This window comes from Streptomyces sp. NPDC048496, assembly GCF_043200055.1.
GTDB lineage: Bacteria > Actinomycetota > Actinomycetes > Streptomycetales > Streptomycetaceae > Streptomyces.
Map to the genome: position 1 here is coordinate 370,214 of NZ_JBICXB010000001.1, position 18,013 is coordinate 388,226.

At 70.4% G+C, this 18,013-nt stretch carries 16 protein-coding genes and 2 pseudogenes; 12 read left to right on the forward strand and 6 right to left on the reverse strand.

The window, feature by feature from the left end:
- Positions 1-3: 3 nt before the first annotated feature.
- Both ACGFSA_RS01730 and ACGFSA_RS01735 read left to right on the forward strand, forming a co-directional pair.
- Complete coding sequence (locus ACGFSA_RS01730; protein ID WP_393298105.1) at positions 4-1,521, forward strand: MFS transporter; 1,518 nt, start codon at positions 4-6, stop codon at positions 1,519-1,521.
- Positions 1,522-1,563: 42 nt separating this feature from the next.
- Positions 1,564-1,736 (forward strand): annotated as a pseudogene (locus ACGFSA_RS01735) (DUF3151 family protein); the annotation flags it as partial.
- 83 nt (positions 1,737-1,819) lie between these two features.
- Here the strand turns inward: ACGFSA_RS01735 and ACGFSA_RS01740 are convergent.
- Complete coding sequence (locus ACGFSA_RS01740) at positions 1,820-2,239, reverse strand: DUF3151 domain-containing protein (protein ID WP_393298107.1); 420 nt, start codon at positions 2,237-2,239, stop codon at positions 1,820-1,822.
- A gap of 123 nt (positions 2,240-2,362) precedes the next feature.
- On the opposite strand from ACGFSA_RS01740, the gene ACGFSA_RS01745 reads away from it, so the two are divergent.
- Entirely contained in the window at positions 2,363-3,811 is a 1,449-nt protein-coding gene (locus tag ACGFSA_RS01745; protein WP_393298110.1) for a recombinase family protein, read from the forward strand.
- Positions 3,812-4,065: 254 nt separating this feature from the next.
- Here ACGFSA_RS01745 and ACGFSA_RS01750 read toward each other — a convergent pair whose 3' ends face one another.
- Positions 4,066-4,476 carry a hypothetical protein gene (locus ACGFSA_RS01750; RefSeq protein ID WP_393298113.1) on the reverse strand — a complete coding sequence of 137 codons (411 nt, stop codon included), beginning with the start codon at positions 4,474-4,476 and terminating at the stop codon, positions 4,066-4,068.
- Positions 4,477-4,565: 89 nt separating this feature from the next.
- Between ACGFSA_RS01750 and ACGFSA_RS01755 the strand changes: the two are divergent.
- From ACGFSA_RS01755 to ACGFSA_RS01785, 7 genes and pseudogenes are all read left to right on the forward strand, one after another.
- Positions 4,566-4,667 (forward strand): annotated as a pseudogene (locus ACGFSA_RS01755) (DUF3151 family protein); the annotation flags it as partial.
- Between the two features lie 193 nt (positions 4,668-4,860).
- Positions 4,861-5,709 carry a tryptophan 2,3-dioxygenase family protein gene (locus ACGFSA_RS01760; protein WP_393298116.1) on the forward strand — a complete coding sequence of 283 codons (849 nt, stop codon included), beginning with the start codon at positions 4,861-4,863 and terminating at the stop codon, positions 5,707-5,709.
- A complete protein-coding gene (gene kynU, locus ACGFSA_RS01765; RefSeq protein ID WP_393298118.1) occupies positions 5,702-6,916 on the forward strand; it encodes a kynureninase in 1,215 nt (404 codons plus the stop codon). Before ACGFSA_RS01760 ends, kynU begins: the two co-directional genes overlap by 8 nt.
- 109 nt (positions 6,917-7,025) lie before the next feature.
- Positions 7,026-7,901: an alpha/beta hydrolase family protein gene (locus tag ACGFSA_RS01770; RefSeq protein ID WP_393298121.1), complete on the forward strand. Its 876-nt coding sequence runs from the start codon at positions 7,026-7,028 to the stop codon at positions 7,899-7,901.
- A gap of 144 nt (positions 7,902-8,045) precedes the next feature.
- Positions 8,046-9,362, forward strand: coding sequence for a sensor histidine kinase (locus tag ACGFSA_RS01775; protein WP_393298123.1), 1,317 nt, complete (start codon positions 8,046-8,048; stop codon positions 9,360-9,362).
- A complete protein-coding gene (locus ACGFSA_RS01780; protein ID WP_393298125.1) occupies positions 9,359-10,021 on the forward strand; it encodes a response regulator in 663 nt (220 codons plus the stop codon). The genes ACGFSA_RS01775 and ACGFSA_RS01780 overlap by 4 nt, the downstream gene beginning before the upstream one ends.
- A 225-nt stretch (positions 10,022-10,246) precedes the next feature.
- Complete coding sequence (locus ACGFSA_RS01785) at positions 10,247-11,476, forward strand: cytochrome P450 (RefSeq protein WP_393298128.1); 1,230 nt, start codon at positions 10,247-10,249, stop codon at positions 11,474-11,476.
- Positions 11,477-11,747: 271 nt separating this feature from the next.
- On the opposite strand, the gene ACGFSA_RS01790 is transcribed toward ACGFSA_RS01785, so the two are convergent.
- Complete coding sequence (locus tag ACGFSA_RS01790) at positions 11,748-13,370, reverse strand: ABC transporter permease (RefSeq protein ID WP_393298131.1); 1,623 nt, start codon at positions 13,368-13,370, stop codon at positions 11,748-11,750.
- Positions 13,367-14,281: an ATP-binding cassette domain-containing protein gene (locus ACGFSA_RS01795; RefSeq protein ID WP_393298134.1), complete on the reverse strand. Its 915-nt coding sequence runs from the start codon at positions 14,279-14,281 to the stop codon at positions 13,367-13,369. Before ACGFSA_RS01795 ends, ACGFSA_RS01790 begins: the two co-directional genes overlap by 4 nt.
- Positions 14,282-14,394: 113 nt before the next feature.
- Between ACGFSA_RS01795 and ACGFSA_RS01800 the strand changes: the two genes are divergently transcribed.
- Complete coding sequence (locus tag ACGFSA_RS01800) at positions 14,395-14,934, forward strand: GbsR/MarR family transcriptional regulator (protein WP_393298137.1); 540 nt, start codon at positions 14,395-14,397, stop codon at positions 14,932-14,934.
- A 261-nt stretch (positions 14,935-15,195) separates the two neighbouring features.
- Here the strand turns inward: ACGFSA_RS01800 and ACGFSA_RS01805 are convergent, their stop codons facing one another.
- On the reverse strand, positions 15,196-15,468 hold the full coding sequence (locus tag ACGFSA_RS01805) for a DUF1876 domain-containing protein (protein ID WP_393298140.1): 273 nt from the start codon (positions 15,466-15,468) through the stop codon (positions 15,196-15,198).
- A 139-nt stretch (positions 15,469-15,607) separates the two neighbouring features.
- Positions 15,608-16,471: a diacylglycerol kinase gene (locus ACGFSA_RS01810; RefSeq protein ID WP_393298143.1), complete on the reverse strand. Its 864-nt coding sequence runs from the start codon at positions 16,469-16,471 to the stop codon at positions 15,608-15,610.
- 186 nt (positions 16,472-16,657) lie between these two features.
- Here ACGFSA_RS01810 and ACGFSA_RS01815 point away from each other — a divergent pair, with 186 nt between their 5' ends.
- Complete coding sequence (locus ACGFSA_RS01815; protein WP_366693814.1) at positions 16,658-17,941, forward strand: adenylosuccinate synthase; 1,284 nt, start codon at positions 16,658-16,660, stop codon at positions 17,939-17,941.
- Positions 17,942-18,013: the final 72 nt, after the last annotated feature.

Genomic DNA, 18,013 nt, shown 5'->3' on the forward strand with positions numbered 1-18,013 from the left:
CGCATGGGCGAGACACCTGCCGGTCAGATCCGTGCCGCCTCCGCACCCGGGCGCTGGGTCGTTCTGACCACCGTCCTCGGGTCCGCCATGGCCATGGTCGACTCCACCGTCGTCAACGTCGCCCTGCCCCGTATCGGCAAGGACCTCGGCACCGATCTCGCCGCTCTCCAGTGGACCGTCAACGCCTACCTGCTGACCCTTGCCGGGCTGATCCTGCTCGGTGGGGCGCTCGGGGACCGGTACGGGCGGCGGCGGGTGTTCGTCGTAGGAGTGGTGTGGTTCGCCACCGCCTCGCTGCTGTGCGGCGTCGCGCCGAATGCTGTCGTGCTGATTGCGGCCCGAGCCCTTCAGGGGGTGGGCGGGGCGCTCCTCACGCCCGGGTCACTGGCGTTGATCCAGGCCAGTTTTCACCCGGACGACCGGGCGCGCGCGGTCGGGCTGTGGTCCGGCTTCGGCGGGGTGGGGGCCGCGATCGGGCCGTTCGTCGGGGGGTGGCTCGTCGACGGGCCGGGGTGGCGGTGGGTGTTTCTGATCAATGCGCCGGTCGCCGCGATCTGTGTGCCGGTCGCGCTGCGGCACGTACCGGAGTCGCGGGACCCGCACGCGCACGGGCGCTTCGATGTTCTGGGGGCCGTGCTCGGCGCGCTGGCTCTGGCCCTGGTGACGTACGCGTTGATCGAGGCTCCCAGGCAGGGGGCGTCCGCTGCGGTGATCGGGGCGGCCGTGGGCGGAGTGCTGCTCGCAGTGGCGTTCGTGCAGGTGGAGCGGCGGCGGGCGAACCCCATGCTGCCGCCGTCGGTGTTCGAGTCCCGCCAGTTCACCGCCGTCAATATCGTCACGCTCTGCGTGTACGCGGCGCTCGGCGGCTATTTCTTCCTCTCCGCCATTCAGCTCCAGGTCGTGGCCGGGTACTCCCCCCTCGGCGCCGGGACCGCCCTTCTTCCGACCACGGTGCTGATGCTGCTCTTCTCCGCTTCGTCGGGCGAGCTGGCGCAGCGCATCGGCCCCCGTATCCCGCTCACCGTCGGGCCGCTGCTGGCCGCCGCCGGGATGCTGCTCATGCTGCGGGTGGGGCCCGGTGACGCCTCCGTCTCCGCGTACGTACAGCATGTGCTGCCTGCCGTCGCCGTGCTCGGCCTCGGCCTGGTCACCCTGGTGGCGCCGCTCACCGCGACCGTCCTCGCCTCCGTCGACACCGCGCGCGCCGGGCTGGCCAGCGGGATCAACAACGCCGCCGCCCGCGCCGCCGGCCTGATCGCCGTGGCCGCGCTGCCGCTGCTCGCCGGGATGGGGCCGGAGGCGTACCGCGACGCCGCTGAGTTCGCCGCGGCCTTCCGGCGGGCCATGCCGATGTGTGCCGGGCTGATGGTGCTGGGCTCGGTGATCGCCTGGGCGACCGTACGGACACCGCCCGCGGCCCGGAAGAGCAAGGCGCGTCCCGAATGCACCGTGAACTGCGGTGTCGCGGCACCTCCCCTGGAGCCCTCGCGGGACGAGAACGGGGACCCGGGCCGGGCCTGACCGCTCGGCGGCGCCCGGCTACCCCCGACGCGCATGTGCCAGGCAGCCGCTGACGTCGCCGCGAAGTCCCCGACCTCCTCGCTGGCCTGGGCGCAAGCCGACGAGGCGTTCGAGGCGGCCGCGTCATCGAGTCGTACGCCTATGCCCGCACCGGCTACCACCGCGGCCTCGACGCACTCCGCAGGGCCGGGAAAGCTCCGGGCCCGTACCGTTGGAGAAGGGTGCTACATGTGATCGTGCACTCAGTGCCGCCGCTTCTTGAAGAGCGGCGGCACATTCTCGTGAACTGCTGTGGCTGTTACCGCTTCAGCTCGGAGTACGCCTCGGTGCTGCTGTCCTGAAGGAACTGCCAGCACCGCTCCGACTCGTCCTTCTCGTTGATCTCGCCGGCTGCACGGGCGAGGGCGGCGAGGCAGCGCAGGAAACCGCGATTGGCGCGGTGGCTCCAGGGGATGGGGCCGTACCCCTTCCAGCCAGCCCGGCGGAGCTGGTCGAGTCCGCGGTGGTAGCCGGAGCGTGCGTACGCGTACGACTCGACCACTCGCCCCGCTTCGAAGGCGTCATCGGCGAGCATGGCCCAGGCCAGCGAGAACGTGGGGTGCTTCGCCGCGACCTCGGCCGGCGTCGGAGAGTCCTCGCTCAGCAGGCGGTACGCCTCTTCGTTCTCCGGCAGGTAGGTCGGCTCCGGGCCGCCGAGCAGGTTCTTGTGAGTCGTCATGAATGCAGTCTGCCACTTACGGCCAGGCGTTCGGGAGGCCGACGAGGAAAAAACGGATGCGGCGTGTGGTCGGATGAGAACAGCGGTTGATGTATCCAATGCCGATGTGCGACGATCCGGCGCATGGCAGCACGTCGGGGGGCTCCTGGGGCCGTACAAGTAGGCATCTACACCCGGATCAGCAAGGACGACGAGGCCGAGGGGCTCGGTGTCGCTCGGCAGGAGCAGGACTGTCGGCTGCACTGCGCCGCCAGAGGCTGGGCGGTCGCCAAGGTCTACGAGGACAACGACCTGTCCGCGTACAAGCGCAAGACCGTGCGCCCGGAGTTCCGGCAGATGCTGGAGGACCTCAAGGCCGGGCGGATCGACGGAGTCGTCGTCTGGGACATCGACCGCTTCACGCGGCAGCCGCGTGAACTCGAAGCATGGATCGACGAGTACGAGGAGGGCGAGCGCCGCAAACGGCGCCTTGTCTTCGACTCCGTATCGGCGTCGGACATCGACCTCTCCACGGAGAACGGGCGGTTCGTCGCCCGGATCAAGGTCACCATCGCCAACAAGTCCTCGGCGGACACCTCACGGCGTACGAAGCGCAAGCACCTGGAGCTGGCCGCCCAGGGGAAGCTGCCCGGTGGCCGGGCGCCGTACGGCTGGAACCGCGAGGACCGCAGGACGCTGGTTCCGGAGGAGGCGGAGAACCTTCGCAAGGCCGTCAAGGACTTCCTCGACGGGGTCCGCTGGGCGACGATCGCGCGGGAGTGGCGAGACCAGGGAGTCAGGTCGCACAGCGGGGGCTTCTTCGACGACTCCAAGATCAAGCGGATGCTGATGAATCCGCGGATCTGCGGATACCGCATGCACCAGGGGGAGTTGTTCCTGGACGAGCATGGCGAGCCCGTGGCCGGTGACTGGGAGCCGATCATCAGCCCGGACGAGTGGTACCTGCTCATGGAGAAGATCCGGCGGGAGTCGGAGGGGCGGACAGTGCGGGACTACGCCACCAAGTACCTGCTCTCCGGCATCGCCCGGTGCGGAAGATGCGGCACCAAGATGCGGGCCTTCCCGTCGTACCGGAAGTCGAAGACGTCCTCACAGTTCAGGTACGCGTGCCCCGGCAAGAACGACGGCGGATGCGGGGGAGTGGCCAGGGCGGGCGAACCGGTCGACCGCCTCATCAGAAACGCCGTGTTCCTCAGCTCGGACAAGGCACTGGCGAACGTGCAGGCGCGTGCGCCGGAGTGGACCAAGGAGGAACAACTGGCATCCCTGGAAGGGGATATGGCTGAGTTCAAGCGGGCATGGCAGGAGAAGCGCATGTCAGCCGCGCGCTACATCGCGCTCACCGAGGACCTGGAGAAGCAGATCGCAGAGCTGCACCGGGAGCGTGCCCTGTACCGTGCCGAGGCCGCGACCTACGTGGCCGGCCCCATCGACATACGAGAGCGGTGGGAGAAGCTGACGATCGAGCAGCAGCGTGCCGCAGTTCTCAAGGTCTTCCGCGCGATCATCATCAAGCCCGCTTCGAACGGGCCGATCTTTGACCCGGCAGACATCGAGCCGGTGCTCAGATGAGAGACGAAAGCCGGACCCGTAGGGACAGGGGCCCCTGAGCAGTGTCTCCCAGAACCCGCCCCAGGAACTGCCTCCCGTCTCGTAGTGGTCCCAGTCGTCGTCTCCATCCTCGTCGTCTATGTCGGACGCCGAGCCGTGAAAGTGATACTCCGTGATGTGCTGGTCGCGGCCAGCTTGGTAGACGCGCCCCTCATCCTCGGCGCTGGCGCGCATATGCCAAGAGGCGTCGTCTTCGTCGCCCCAGTGCCCTGCGCTCATCGCTCGCTGATGAACTGGTTCCTGCCTGCTTGGTACACGCGACCGTGATCACGAACCTCGGCGTGGAAGCTGGTGTTTGTCCGGGGTGGGCTGGCTTCCCCGAGCCGCGACAGTAGGGCTTCGAACTCCGCTGAGGCCGCCGGATCTTCCAGGAAGAGAGTCAACATCCGCCCTTGCCAGGCGGACTGGAGGGCCTGACGGACCTGTTCGACTTCGCTGGCCGGGGTTGCGAGAAGAGTCGAACGGGTCGTATCGAGGTCCCGTTCCAGCTCAGCAGCGGAGTCGGGGCGAAACTGCCGCCACAGAGTGACTACACCTGATCGAAGCGTGTTCCAGCCGTCCGTTGCCATGGCCGATACCACGGCTGTACCGCCAGCGCTGGCCAAGGCGATAAGCGTCGAGTCCACGGTGTCCCCCATCCCCTCCGGCTCTACGCCAGCAAGTTACATCGTCCACCTTTCTCCTGCGAGCACGAGCCGAACCACAGATCTTCCCCCTGGCGCGCGCCGCGCAGTCGATCGGTGAGCAGGAGGAGTACGAGCGCTGCTCGGCGTTCCTCCGCGATTCGTCGCCGACCGCCGCCGAGATCCTGGGATAGCGGGCGCGTACGCCCTGTTCACGGCCCCGCAGACGTATCGCCGTCTGCGGGGCCTGCGCCTTTCGCGGGGCTCCGTTTACGGCCCACTCCCTGTCGTGGGGGAGGCCGTTAGGATGCGGACAGGGGACCGGAGCTCCATCACCTCACGGAAGGGGCGGACCGCTACCCGGAAGCTCGTGTCGAGGAGACAGCAATGTCGACGATCCACCCCGACCCCGAAGCCACCGGTGCGGACACCCCGCACCTGGACTTCGCGGGAACGACTCCGTACGAGGACTATGTCCAGGCGGATGTCCTGACCCACCTTCAGCAGCTCCGCTCCGACGACCCGGGCGAGATGGTCTTCCTGGTCACCACCCAGGTCATGGAGCTGTGGTTCACGGTCATCGTCCATGAGTGGGAGACCGCGGTGCACGCCCTGCGCGAGGACCGGCTGTCGGTCGCACGCGATGCGCTGAAGCGGTCGGTACGGGAACTCGAGGCGCTCAACGCGTCCTGGACGCCGCTCGCCCAGCTCACCCCCGCCCAGTTCAACTCCTACCGTGGCGCACTCGGCGAGGGCTCCGGCTTCCAGTCGGCGATGTACCGGCGGATGGAGTTCCTGCTCGGCGACAAGTCGGCGTCCATGCTCGTACCGCACCGGGGTGCACCCCGCGTCCACGCCGAACTGGAGAAGGCGCTCGCCGAACCGGGTCTGTACGACGAGGTGCTCGCCCTGCTCGCTCGGCGCGGGCACGCCGTACCGCAGGCCGTGCTCGGCCGGGACCTGACGCAGAAGTACGAGCCGTCCCCCGAGGTCGAGGCCGTCTGGGCGGAGATTTACGCCGATCCCGAGCGGCACGACGAGCTCGTCCGGCTCGGCGAGGCGCTCACCGACGTCGGTGAACTGGTGTGGCGCTGGCGCAACGACCACCTCGTCGCCACCCGGCGTGCGATGGGCTCGAAGACCGGCACCGGCGGCTCCGCCGGGGTCGCGTGGCTGGAGAAACGCGCCACGAAGAACGTGTTCCCGGAGCTGTGGACGGCGCGCAGCCATGTCTGAGACTTTCGCCGCGCGGGCCGCGGCACTCGACGCCGCCGACGAACTCGCCGATCTTCGGAAGCTGTTCACCCTCGACGACACCGTCTATCTCGACGGCAACTCGCTGGGGGCGTTGCCCCGGCACGTACCCGCTCGGATGCAGGAGGTCCTCACCCGCGAGTGGGGTGAGCTGCGCATCCGGTCCTGGGACGAGAGCGGCTGGTGGACCGCGCCCGAGCGGATCGGCGACCGGATCGCCCCACTCGTCGGGGCCGCCGCCGGACAGATCGTGGTGGGCGATTCGACGAGCGTGAACGTCTTCAAGGCCGTCGTCGCCGCGAGCAGGCTGGCGCCCGGGGGACGCGACGAGATCCTGGTCGACGCGACGACGTTTCCCACGGACGGCTACATCGCCGAGTCCGCCGCCCGGATGACCGGGCACCGGCTCGTCCCCGTCGCCCCGGCGGACGTGCCGGGTGCGGTCGGTCCCCGTACCGCGGTCGTCCTGCTCAACCACGTCGACTTCCGCACCGGCCGGCTGCACGACCTGCCCGGTCTCACCGCCGCCGTGCACGCGGCGGGCGGGCTCGCGGTCTGGGACCTGTGCCACAGCGCGGGCGCGCTGCCGGTCGGGCTCGACGAGCACGGGGTGGACCTGGCGGTCGGCTGCACGTACAAGTACCTCAACGGCGGGCCCGGTTCGCCCGCCTATCTGTACGTCGCCGAGCGGCACCAGGCGGCCTTCGACTCGCCGCTGCCGGGGTGGACCTCGCACACCGACCCGTTCGCGATGGCGCCGGGCTACGCTCCGGCGGACGGTTCCGTGCGCGGCCGGGTCGGAACCCCCGACATCCTGTCCATGCTGGCGCTCGAAGCGGCGCTGGACGTGTGGGACGGGGTGCCGGTCGAGGCGGTACGGGCCAAGTCGCTGGCGCTGACGGACTTCTTCCTGGAGTGCGTCGGGGCGTATGTGCCGGAGGGCGTGGTCGTCCCGGTCACCCCGGCGGCGCACGGGGAGCGCGGCAGCCAGGTGTCGTTGCGGTGTGTGGACGCGGCGGTCGCCGAGCCGGCGATGCGTGCGCTCATCGCCCGGGGCGTGGTCGGGGATCTGCGGCGGCCGGATGTGCTGCGGTTCGGGTTCACGCCGTTGTACGTGGGGTTCGCGGATGTGGAGCGGGCTGCGCGAGTGCTGGGTGAGGTGGTGAGCGGGCCGCTCGGCGGGGTGTGACGCCTGCCGCGTCCCCACGGGCAATCCCCGTGGGGACGCGGTGTCCCGTGCTGATACCGTCCCCGCTGGTCAGGCCAGTTGGGCACCTCTGTCGGATGGTTGGAGCAGCATGTCGGATTCCGCCGCGCGTGATCGGGACGCAGTCGAGACCGAGTCGGCGTTCTCGCATCCGGCTGTCGCCCCCGACGCCACCGCCGCCTACGGCGACCACCCCGACCAGGTGATCGACTTCTACGCCCCGCGGGACGGGCGGGCCGGGGCGCCCGTCGTGGTCCTTCTGCACGGCGGTGCGTGGCGGGCGCCGTACGACCGGCAGCATGTGTCGCCGCTCGCGGACTTCCTGGCCCGGCGCGGGTTCGCCGTCGCCAATGTCGAGTACCGGTGCGGCAGCGAGATCCCGCAGCAGCGCGGTTCCGGTCCGGTCGCGGGCCGCTGGCCCGAGACGTTCGACGACGTCGCCGCGGCGATGGACGCGCTGCCCGCACTGCTGGCCCGTGAACTGCCGGAGGCCGATGCGCGGCGGATCGTCGTCACCGGTCACTCCGCGGGCGGTCACCTGGCGTTGTGGGCAGCGGCCCGGCACGTACTCCCGGAGGGGTCGCCGTGGCGGCTGCCCGCGGCGCCGCCGCTGCGCGGCGTTGTCGCCCTGGCGCCGATCGCCGACTTCACCACGGCGGTGGAGCTGGATGTCTGCTCCGGCGCGGTGGTTCAACTGCTCGGAACGGAAGAGGACTTCGCGGCCAGGAGCCCGTACGCCGACCCGGCCCTGCTGCTGCCGACGGGAATCGCCACGGCGCTGGTGCAGGGACGCACCGACCTCACGGTGCCGCAGGCGGTCGCGGAGGCGTTCGTCGATGCGGCGGCGAAGGCCGGCGAGACGGTGGGGCTGACGCTGCTGGAGGAGGTCGGGCACTTTCCGTTGATCGATCCGGCGGCGGACGCGTGTGCGGTGGTGGCGGAGGAGATCGCGCAGCTGGCGTGGTGACAGACGGTCCCAGGGCCGTCCGGTGGTGGCGGTCCCGGCCGTGACCGGCCCGCCCCGGTGGGCCCGAGTAGTCCTTGCGACGGATGCCGCAGGATCCGTATCACTGCTGACGACGTCGCGCGCCGGGCCGCCTACCGTGAGGGCGTGACCGAGACCACCAAGAACAGAAGTCCCGAGTTCCGGCTGGCCGCAGGGGCGATAGGCGGCCTGCGGCAGGACCTCTTCCATGACGCGTTCGCCTACCGCTCGCTGCCGCCGATGCGGACCGGCCGGGCGACCCGGCTGCTGTCCGAGGGGATGCGCGCGCGGGCCAGGTGGACGCCGCACGCGCTGGTCGGGCTGGCCGCGCTGATCACGGTCCTCATCGGCCTCGGCAGGGCGGACGGTGACGGGGCCTGGTCCCCCATCGAGATCATCACGACCGGGCTGCTTCCGGCGGTAGCCGTCGTGATGACCCTGGTCAGGCCGGTCGGCGCGTTCTGGATGTCGATGGCGCTCACTCCGCTGTCAGCCATCTTCGGCGACGAGGGCTGGCCGTGGGTGCCGAGCATGTTCCTCGCCCATCTGGTGGTGCTCGTCGTGGTCGCCGCCCGGACCCGGCCCCGTACCGCGGCCTGGATGTGGGTCCTGACCGTGTTGCTCGGCATCGTCATGGCGAACATCGGCGGGCACCCCTTCCCGACCACCGCCCCCATGGCCGTGACCTCCGCGTTCGCGCTGCTCGTGGTGACCGTCGTGCAGACCCGCCGGGAAGCGGAGCGCGAGGTGACCGTGCAGCGCACCGTCACCGCCGTGGAACGCGACCGGCGCACGCTGCTGGAGGAGCGCACCACCATCGCCCGTGAGCTGCACGACGTGGTCGCCCACCACATGTCGGTCGTCGCGATCCAGGCCGAGGCGGCCCCGTACCGGGTGGAGAACCCGCCCCCCGAGCTGGAGCAGGCCTTCGTCACCATCCGGGAGAACGCTGTCGCCGCCCTCACCGAACTGCGCCGGGTCCTCGGTGTCGTACGGGCCGAGGACTACCAGGCACCGGACGCACCCCAGCCCACCCTCGCCGAACTCGACGGACTGCTGGCCAACGTGGCCGACGCCGGCCTGGTGGCCGAGAAGACGATCACCGGCGCGGTACGTGCACTGCCGCAGGGCGTCGAGCTGTCGGCGTACCGGATCATCCAGGAAGCCCTCAGCAACACGCTGCGGCACGCTCCGGGCGCCACGGCCAAGGTCGAGATCGGCTATGTTCTGGGCGGGCTCGGGCTGCGGGTCGTCAACGGTCCGCCGACCGGTCCGGTGAAACCGTCGCAGGGTGCCGGGCACGGGATCACGGGGATGCGGGAACGGGTCGCGATGCTGAACGGCGAGATGACCGCCGAGCCGGCCGCGGACGGTGGTTACGAGATCACCGCGTTCATCCCCGTACCCCTGGCCCAGGAACCGACTCGGAGCGAGACCGCATGAACGACATACGTGTCCTGATCGTCGACGACCAGATGATGGTCCGCGAGGGTTTCTCGGTGCTCCTGGGCGCGATGCCGGGCATCGAGGTCGTCGGCGAGGCGGTCGACGGCCGGCAGGCCATCGCCCAGGCCGCAGCGCTCCGGCCCGACGTGGTCCTGATGGACATCCGGATGCCGGAGCTCAACGGCATCGAGGCGACCCGCGAGATCGTCGCCAACGACGCGGCCGCCAAGGTGCTGGTGCTGACCACGTTCGACCTCGACGAGTACGTGTACCAGGCGCTGCGTGCCGGGGCGTCCGGCTTCCTGCTGAAGGACGCCTCCGCGCGCCAACTCGCCGATGGTGTACGGGTGGTGGCGGCCGGGGAAGCGCTTCTGGCGCCGACCGTCACCAAGCGGCTGATCACCGAGTTCTCGCGGCTCGCCGGAGCCCCGCGGCCACCCGCGCTGGCTCAGGTCGGCGATCTGACGGAGCGCGAGACGGAGGTGCTCGTCCTCATCGCGCAGGGGCTGTCGAACGCGGAGATCGCCTCGCATCTGGTGGTCGCCGAGTCCACCATCAAGACGCATGTGAGCCGGATCCTGGTGAAGCTCGGGCTGCGGGACCGCACGCAGGCCGCGGTGTTCGCGTACGAGGCCCGCCTGGTCACCCCCTCCTGACCTTCCTGCTCCCCTTGAGGGCCGCCCGTGACTGTCGGCCTCCCCCACGACAGGGAGTGGGCTCCCGACGCCCTGCGACCCCTCTTGCGGCGTTGTCGTCGGTCACCGACGCTCCGCGTCGACTCCCTCCTCCGCCTTGCCATCGAAGCCGCACGACGCCGCTCGCTGATCCACTCCCTGTCGTGGGGGAGGCCGTAAACCGACCGGTCGGGTTAGCGTCGGTTCATGCACCAGTCTCCGCAGCCCGCCGCCACCGCTTCGTTCGACCCCTGGTCACCGGCGTTCGTCGCCGACCCGTATCCCGCGTACGCCGCGCTGCGGGCCGGCGGCCGGGTGCACCGGTTCGAGCCCACGAACCAGTGGCTCGTTCCGCACTACGCCGATGTGTCCGCGCTGCTGCGGGACCGGCGCCTGGGCCGGACGTATCTGCACCGCTTCACGCACGAGGAGTTCGGCCGTACGCCGCCGCCCGCCGCGCACGAGCCCTTCACCACCCTCAACGGGCAGGGGATCCTCGACCTGGAGGCCCCCGACCACACCCGGATCCGGCGCCTGGTCTCGAAGGCGTTCACCCCGCGCACGGTCGAGCAGCTCGTCCCGACGGTGCGGCGGCTCGCCGCCGAGCTGGTCGACAGCTTTGTGGAGGCGGGAGGCGGCGACCTGCTCGCCGCGGTCGCCGAACCGCTGCCGGTCGCCGTCATCGCCGAGATGCTCGGCATCCCCGAGTCCGACCGCGGGCCGTTGCGGCCCTGGTCGGCGGCGATCTGCGGAATGTTCGAACTGAACCCGTCCGAGGAGACCGCGAGCGCTGCCGTTCGCGCCTCGGTGGACTTCTCCGCGTACCTGCGGGAGCTGATCGCGGAGCGCCGCAAGAACCCCGGCACGGATCTGATCTCGGCGCTCATCGCCGCGCACGACGAAGGGGAGCGGCTCAGCGAGCAGGAGATGATCTCCACGTGTGTGCTGCTGCTGAACGCGGGCCACGAGGCGACGGTCAACACCACCGTGAACGGCTGGTGGACGCTGCTGCGTCACCCCGAGCAGCTGGCAGCTCTCCGCGCCGACCACGGGCTGCTGCCCACGGCCGTGGAGGAGTTGATGCGGTACGACACTCCGTTGCAGATGTTCGAGCGCTGGGTCCTCGACGACATCGAGATCGACGGCACGGTCATTCCGCGCGGCTCCGAGGTGGCCCTGCTCTTCGGCTCCGCCAACCGCGACCCGGCGCGCTTCGCGGACCCGGACACGCTGGACCTGTCCCGGCAGGAGAACCCGCACATCACCTTCGGTGCGGGCATCCACTTCTGTCTGGGCGCGCCACTCGCCCGCGTCGAACTCGCTGCGTCCTTCGGTGAGTTGCTGCGCAGGGCGCCCCGGATGCGGCTGGCGGCCGAGCCGGAGTGGAACCCGGGCTACGTGATCAGGGGCCTGAAGGAGCTGCGCGTGGAGCTGTGACCGGAAGCCTTACGGCCTCCCCCGTGGCTCAGAGCCTGTCGGGTGACCTTCGATCGGAAAGCGGACGCGGTCTGGTGCGTGCGATTCCAAGGCGCTGGGATGGCCTTGTAGCGGAGCTACTAGGGCATTTTGGCAACGCGGGAAGCGTGCGTGCCAGGGCGTGGCCGCCCGATCAGAGGTCACCCGACAGGCTCTCAGGGCCATGGGGGACCGCCGGACGGGCTTGGACACCAAGCCCGCCCGGCGATCGAGGGCAGGAACGGTCACCCGGTCACCCCTGCACGTCCCGCCTCCGGAGCGCTCCCAGACCCGCCGCCACCAGGGCCACCGCGCCCGCCGTGAGCCACAGCGCCGGCGGCCACTGCATCTCCGTGCCCGGCAGCTTCGGCAGGTGGCTGAACGGTGACAGGTTCATCACCGGCTGCGGCATGTTCACCGCCGGCCCGATCCACCCCAGTGTCAGGCAGATCCCGACGACTCCCCACGAGGCCACCGCTGCCTTCGGGAGCGCGCCGTACAGCAGGACGGCGAGTCCTCCGAGCAGCCAGACGGCGGGTAGCTGCGCCAGCGACGCGCCCAGTACGGCCGGGAGTTCGTGGCCGTAGCCGGCGGCCAGGCCGAGGCCGCCGACCGCCATGATCAGTGCCGCGCCGCCGAAGGCGATGACCAGGTGTCCGGCCGCCCAGCCGATCCGGCTCACCCCGCCCGCCAGCAGGGGTTCGGCGCGCCCCGCGGTTTCCTCGCCGTGCAGCCGCAGCACCGACGCGACGATGTACAGCGCGGCCACCATCCCCAGCATCCCGACCATCGCGGCGAGGAACGCGTCGGTCAGACCGGCCTGCCCGCCCATCCGTTCGAAGATTTCCTTCGTCTTCTCGTTGTTGCCGACGAGGTCCGCGGCCCCGCCGGTGAGCCCGCCGAAGACGGCGCCGACCGCGGCGAACGACAGTGTCCACCCGATCAGAGCACCGCGCTGCAGCCGCAGTGCCAGCCCGAACGCGGTGGAGATCCGCCCTGTCGCGGGTCCGCGACGGGTCGGCAGGAAACTCATGCCGACATCGCGCCGCCCGGCCAGGGTGTACGCGATCCCGCCCTGGATCAGCACCGCCGCGCCGATCACCAGCAGCACCCACCACCGTTCGTCGGCGTAGGCCCGGACGTTCTCCGCCCAGCCGATCGGCGAGAGCCAGTTCAGTACGGACGAGGCGTCGTCCGCCGACGAGTCGCCCGCCGCCTTCAGGACGAACGCGGCGCCGATCACCGCCGCCGTCAGCCCCTTCGCGAGCCGTGCGCTCTCCGTGAGCTGGGCGGCGATCGCCGCGGTGCAGGCGAACAGCGCCCCGATGCCGGCGACCGTCAGCGCGAGCGCCACCGCCCCGGCGCCGCCCGATCCGGACCCGGCCATCCCGGCGACGATCATCAGGGCGAGCGCGGCGTTGGCGATCAGTGCGGCGAGGAGGGCGGAGGTGAGTGGGGCGCGGCGCCCCACCATGGCGGAGGAGAGCATTTCCTGGCGGCCGGTCTCCTCCTCCTCGCGGGTGTGCCGGATGACGATGATCAGGCTCATCACGGCGGCCATCGCGGCGCCGAAGCCGGCCATGCGCCAGGTGACGAGCCCGCCGACGGAGTCGTCGAAGACGGGTCCGTACACCGCGCGCAGCGAACTGTTGGCGTTCATCGAGGCGGCGAGTTCGGCGCGCTGGGCCGCGGTGTCGTACAGCGAGGAGAAGGACTTCCCGACGGAGGAGAACGACCCGCCGAGCACGATCACCCAGATCGGCATCATGATCCGGTCGCGCCGCAGCGCGAGCCTGAGCAGGGTTCCGGTGCCGCTGAGCTGCCCGCCCCGGGCGGGGCGTCCGGCACGGGTCGCGGGCACGGTCACGGCAGTCATCGCGCCGTCACCCCCTCGCGTTCGTCGGTGTCCGCGGCGTAGTGCCGCAGGAAGAGTTCCTCCAGCGTGGGCGGGGTGCTGGTCAGGGACCGTACGCCGGACGCGGTGAGCGACCTGAGGACGGCGTCGAGCTTGTCCGTGTCGACCTGGAGCGTGACCCGCATGCCCTGGATGTCGATGTCGTGCACGCCGGGCAGGTGTGCGAGCCCGTTGGGCGCGCCGGCCAGTTCGGCGGTGATGCTCGTACGGGTCAGGTGCCGCATGTCCGCGAGGGAACCGGTCTCCACCGTGCGTCCCTGCCGGATGATGCTCACCCGGTCGCAGAGCGCCTCGACCTCGCTGAGGATGTGGCTGGAGAGCAGGATCGTCCGTCCGCGCTCGCGCTCCTCGGCGACGCAGCTCTGGAAGACCTCCTCCATGAGCGGGTCGAGCCCGCTGGTCGGCTCGTCGAGGATCAGCAGATCCACGTCGGAGGCGAACGCGGCGACGAGGGCGACCTTCTGCCGGTTGCCCTTGGAGTACGTACGCCCCTTCTTGGTGGGGTCGAGTTCGTACCGCTCGATGAGGTCGGCCCGGCGGGCCGGGTCGAGGCCTCCGCGCAGCCGGCCGTACAGGTCGATCACCTCGCCGCCGGAGAGGTTGCGCCACAGGGTGACGTCACCGGGGACGTATGCCACCCGCCGGTGCAGCTCGACCGCGTCGTTCCAGGGGTCCCGGCCGAGCAGCTGGACAGCGCCGGAGTCGGCCCGCAGCAGGCCCAGCAGGACCCGGATGGTGGTGGACTTCCCGGAACCGTTGGGCCCGAGGAAGCCGTGCACCTCGCCGGTCTCGACCGCGAGGCCGAGGCCGTCCAGCGCGTGTGTCCGCCCGAACGACTTGTGCAGTCCGGCCACGGTGATTGCCTTCGTCATGTTTCTGAACATACGCTATGTTCACAAACTTGTGAAGTTAAGGAAGCGTATAAAGTCGGGGTGTGGCCCGGGGCCGGGGAACCCGCAGGACATTCAGGGGAGACGATGGGGCGATGAGCAGCGAAACCGGCGCGGACGGGCGTGAGCGCGAGCCGGAGCCCGAGCACGCGCGCGACGAGGAGGCTGTGTCGCGGTTCGTGGAGCGCTTCGCGGCCGACATGACCGAGGCGGGCATGCAGCGGATGGCGTCCCGCGTCTTCGCGGCGCTGCTCGCGGACGACGACGGCTCCATGACCTCGGCGGAGCTCAGCGAGCAGCTTCGGATCAGCCCGGCCGCGGTCTCCGGGGCGATCAACTACCTCACGCAGGTCAGCATGGTCGGCCGCGAACGCGACCCGGGCTCGCGCAGAGACCGGTACCGCCTGCACAACGAGATCTGGTACGCCACCTTCGCCAGCCGCGACCGGGTCCTGACCCGCTGGGAGCGCACCCTCAAGGAGGGCGCGCAGACCCTCGGCCCGGACACGCCCGCCGGTGCGCGGCTCGCGGAGACCGCGGAGTTCTTCGAGTTCCTGCAGACGGAACTGGTCGGCCTGATGGACCGCTGGCGCGACCACCGCAAGAAGTTCGACCTCCCGGAACGGAAGAGCTGAGGGCTGTCGCGCAGCCCCCGGTGGATCGGCGCCCGGCGTCGGATGCGGTGCATCGCAAGGCGGAGGAGCGGCATCGTGCCGGGCGTGTTCGGGGGTTCCGGCAACGCGGCGAGGTGCCGCAGCTGTCGCCGTGCGCCCGCCGGGGATGACGGCCTCCCCCGCGGTCGGGAGCCCACGCCCTGTCGTGGGGGAGGCCGTTACTGGACAGCCCGCGGACAAGAGGCCCAGGACGCTGGGTCCTGGGCCTCGGCTCGGAACGGCTCAGGTCAGCGGGTGCGACGTCCGGCCGGACGCCTGGTCGATCTCGTCGTGCGCCTTGGTCAGCAGGTTCATGGCGAGTTCGTTCAGTGCTCTGGCGCCCGCGATCTCCTCGCCGACCCTCGGCTGCTGGGTGTCGGAGGGGTGGCGGCTGGCGTATCCGTGCGCACGTACCTCGTTCCCGTCGGGAAGCCGTACGAGGGCGGCGGCTCGGGTGCGGTGGTTGTCTTCCTCGAATTCCAGATCAATGTGCCATCCGACAGCGGTTTTCATCATGGCGAACACCTCCAGGACCTGCTACCAGGGTGCGCCTCTTTCCGCGCCCGCGCTCGGTGTGCCAGGGGCCGGTCGCGTGCAGGTCGCGGCAGGTGCGACACGTCCCCTGAACCCTCACGTGCGCGCCCCGGCGCGGGGATCATCCGCTCTCCGCCACCGGCAGCATCAGCCCCCACGCACCCGCCCGCACCGTCCACGTCCTCGTCCGGACCGGGCCGCCGACCTGTATGTCCGCCCGGTAGCGGAAGTCCGCGCCGGAGACCGTGACCGCCTTCGCCTCCGCGGTCACCGGTTCGCCGGTCGTCGTCCGGACCACCACGTCCGCCAGACCCCCGTCACCGCCCTGCGCGCTCACCGTGACCGATTCGACCGGCCGGTCCAGATCGTTCAGCAGCACCCCGTCCACCTCGACCCGCAGCCGATGGGTGCGGGGCGGGACGGGCGTGGCGGGCGACGGGGCGGGGCGGACCAGGGTCCGTACGAGGGAGCGGCAGGTGTCCCAGACCGCCGTGACACCCGTGTGCGCCGCCGACGTCCCCGGTGCCGCGGGCAGGGCGGGGATGCGCAGGGCGCCCAGGACGACACCGTCGCTGTCGTCGACCAGCAGGTCGAGCCGGCGCACCACCCCGTCCAGTGCCGCGCGCGCCGCGGCCACCGCGCCCTGGGGCACGCCGAGCGAATGCGCGAGTTCCAGCGCGGCCGCGGCACCCACCGGGACCAGCGAGAGCGCTGCCCCGGCCAGCTCCCGCTCCCGGTGCAGGAGGGTCACGGCGCGCAGCAGCGACCGGTCGTCGCCGACGACCACCGGCCGCCTGGTGCCCCGGCGGGACAAGGCCCGCGCGAACTCCTCCGGACTGTCCGGGAGGCAGATCTTGGCGTGCGAACCGGCGCTCAGCACGTCCTTCGCGATCCGGACGGACTCGCCGTCGGTCCGGCGGGCGACCGGGTCGATGACCACCAGCAGTTGGTGCGTACCGTTGCCGGGGGGCTGGGCAGCCGACACCTCGGTCCTTCCTCGGGTAGCATCTTGGTGCAAGAGCCCCTTGCGCTATTGCGCCAGGGGCTTCGTCTATTCCGGGGCACCCGGTTCGACGGTTCAGGCTTCGTCGTACATCGTCGTACGGCATGTACGGCGTTGACGTACGCCCCCTGACCTTGGACATGCCCCGCCCGGAAGGGGTGTACGCCTGTGCCCGCACTTGTGCTGCTCGGTGCTCAGTGGGGTGACGAGGGCAAGGGAAAGGCCACCGACCTCCTCGGTGGATCCGTGGACTATGTGGTGCGTTACCAAGGCGGCAACAATGCCGGCCACACGGTGGTCGTCGGCGACCAGAAGTACGCACTTCATCTCCTCCCCTCCGGAATCCTTTCGCCGGGGTGTACCCCGGTCATCGGTAACGGTGTCGTCGTCGACCCGGCGGTCCTGCTCTCCGAGCTGAGTGGGCTCAACGAGCGCGGCGTGGACACGTCCAAGCTGCTGATCAGCGGCAACGCTCATTTGATCACTCCGTACAACGTCACCGTCGACAAGGTGACGGAACGGTTCCTCGGGAAGCGGAAGATCGGCACGACCGGCCGCGGTATCGGCCCGACGTACGCCGACAAGATCAACCGTGTGGGCATCCGCGTCCAGGACCTGTACGACGAGTCGATCCTGGAGCAGAAGGTCGAGGCGGCCCTGGAGCAGAAGAACCAGCTCCTCGCCAAGGTCTTCAACCGCCGTGCCATCGAGTCCGGCAAGATCGTCGAGGAGATGCTCCAGTACGCGGAGCAGATCAAGCCGTACGTCGCGGACACGACGCTGATCCTCAACGACGCCATCGACGCGGGCAAGGTCGTCCTCTTCGAGGGCGGTCAGGGCACGCTGCTCGACGTCGACCACGGCACGTACCCCTTCGTCACCTCGTCGAACCCGACCTCGGGCGGCGCCTGCACCGGTTCCGGTGTGGGCCCGACGAAGATCAGCCGGGTCATCGGCATCCTCAAGGCGTACACCACGCGCGTCGGCGCCGGTCCGTTCCCGACGGAGCTGCTCGACGAGGACGGCGAGGCGCTGCGCCGGATCGGTGGCGAGCGCGGTGTCACCACCGGCCGCGACCGCCGCTGCGGCTGGTTCGACGCGGTGATCGCGCGGTACGCGACCCGGGTCAACGGTCTCACCGACTTCTTCCTCACGAAGCTGGACGTGCTGACCGGCTGGGAGCAGATCCCGGTGTGTGTCGCGTACGAGATCGACGGCAAGCGCGTCGAGGAGCTCCCGTACAGCCAGACCGACTTCCACCACGCGAAGCCGGTCTACGAGATGCTGCCGGGCTGGTCCGAGGACATCACGAAGGCCAAGACCTTCGGTGATCTGCCGAAGAACGCGCAGGCGTACGTGAAGGCGCTGGAGGACATGTCCGGCGCCCCGATCTCCGCGATCGGTGTCGGCCCCGGCCGGACCGAGACCATCGAGATCAACTCCTTCCTGTAGGACGGGACAACGCGGAGGGGGCCGGGGCGGCTGTTGCGCCCCGGCCCCCTCCGCGCGTTCACTCCTCCCCGC

Coding starts and splice junctions, on each gene's coding strand:
- kynU (WP_393298118.1), top strand. CDS start 5,702: ATGTCTGAGACTTTCGCCGCGCGGGCCGCGGCACTCGACGCCGCCGAC.
- ACGFSA_RS01790 (WP_393298131.1), bottom strand. CDS start 13,370: ATGACTGCCGTGACCGTGCCCGCGACCCGTGCCGGACGCCCCGCCCGG.
- ACGFSA_RS01730 (WP_393298105.1), top strand. CDS start 4: ATGGGCGAGACACCTGCCGGTCAGATCCGTGCCGCCTCCGCACCCGGG.
- ACGFSA_RS01760 (WP_393298116.1), top strand. CDS start 4,861: ATGTCGACGATCCACCCCGACCCCGAAGCCACCGGTGCGGACACCCCG.
- ACGFSA_RS01745 (WP_393298110.1), top strand. CDS start 2,363: ATGGCAGCACGTCGGGGGGCTCCTGGGGCCGTACAAGTAGGCATCTAC.
- ACGFSA_RS01780 (WP_393298125.1), top strand. CDS start 9,359: ATGAACGACATACGTGTCCTGATCGTCGACGACCAGATGATGGTCCGC.
- ACGFSA_RS01805 (WP_393298140.1), bottom strand. CDS start 15,468: ATGATGAAAACCGCTGTCGGATGGCACATTGATCTGGAATTCGAGGAA.
- ACGFSA_RS01785 (WP_393298128.1), top strand. CDS start 10,247: ATGCACCAGTCTCCGCAGCCCGCCGCCACCGCTTCGTTCGACCCCTGG.
- ACGFSA_RS01800 (WP_393298137.1), top strand. CDS start 14,395: ATGAGCAGCGAAACCGGCGCGGACGGGCGTGAGCGCGAGCCGGAGCCC.
- ACGFSA_RS01740 (WP_393298107.1), bottom strand. CDS start 2,239: ATGACGACTCACAAGAACCTGCTCGGCGGCCCGGAGCCGACCTACCTG.
- ACGFSA_RS01795 (WP_393298134.1), bottom strand. CDS start 14,281: ATGACGAAGGCAATCACCGTGGCCGGACTGCACAAGTCGTTCGGGCGG.
- ACGFSA_RS01770 (WP_393298121.1), top strand. CDS start 7,026: ATGTCGGATTCCGCCGCGCGTGATCGGGACGCAGTCGAGACCGAGTCG.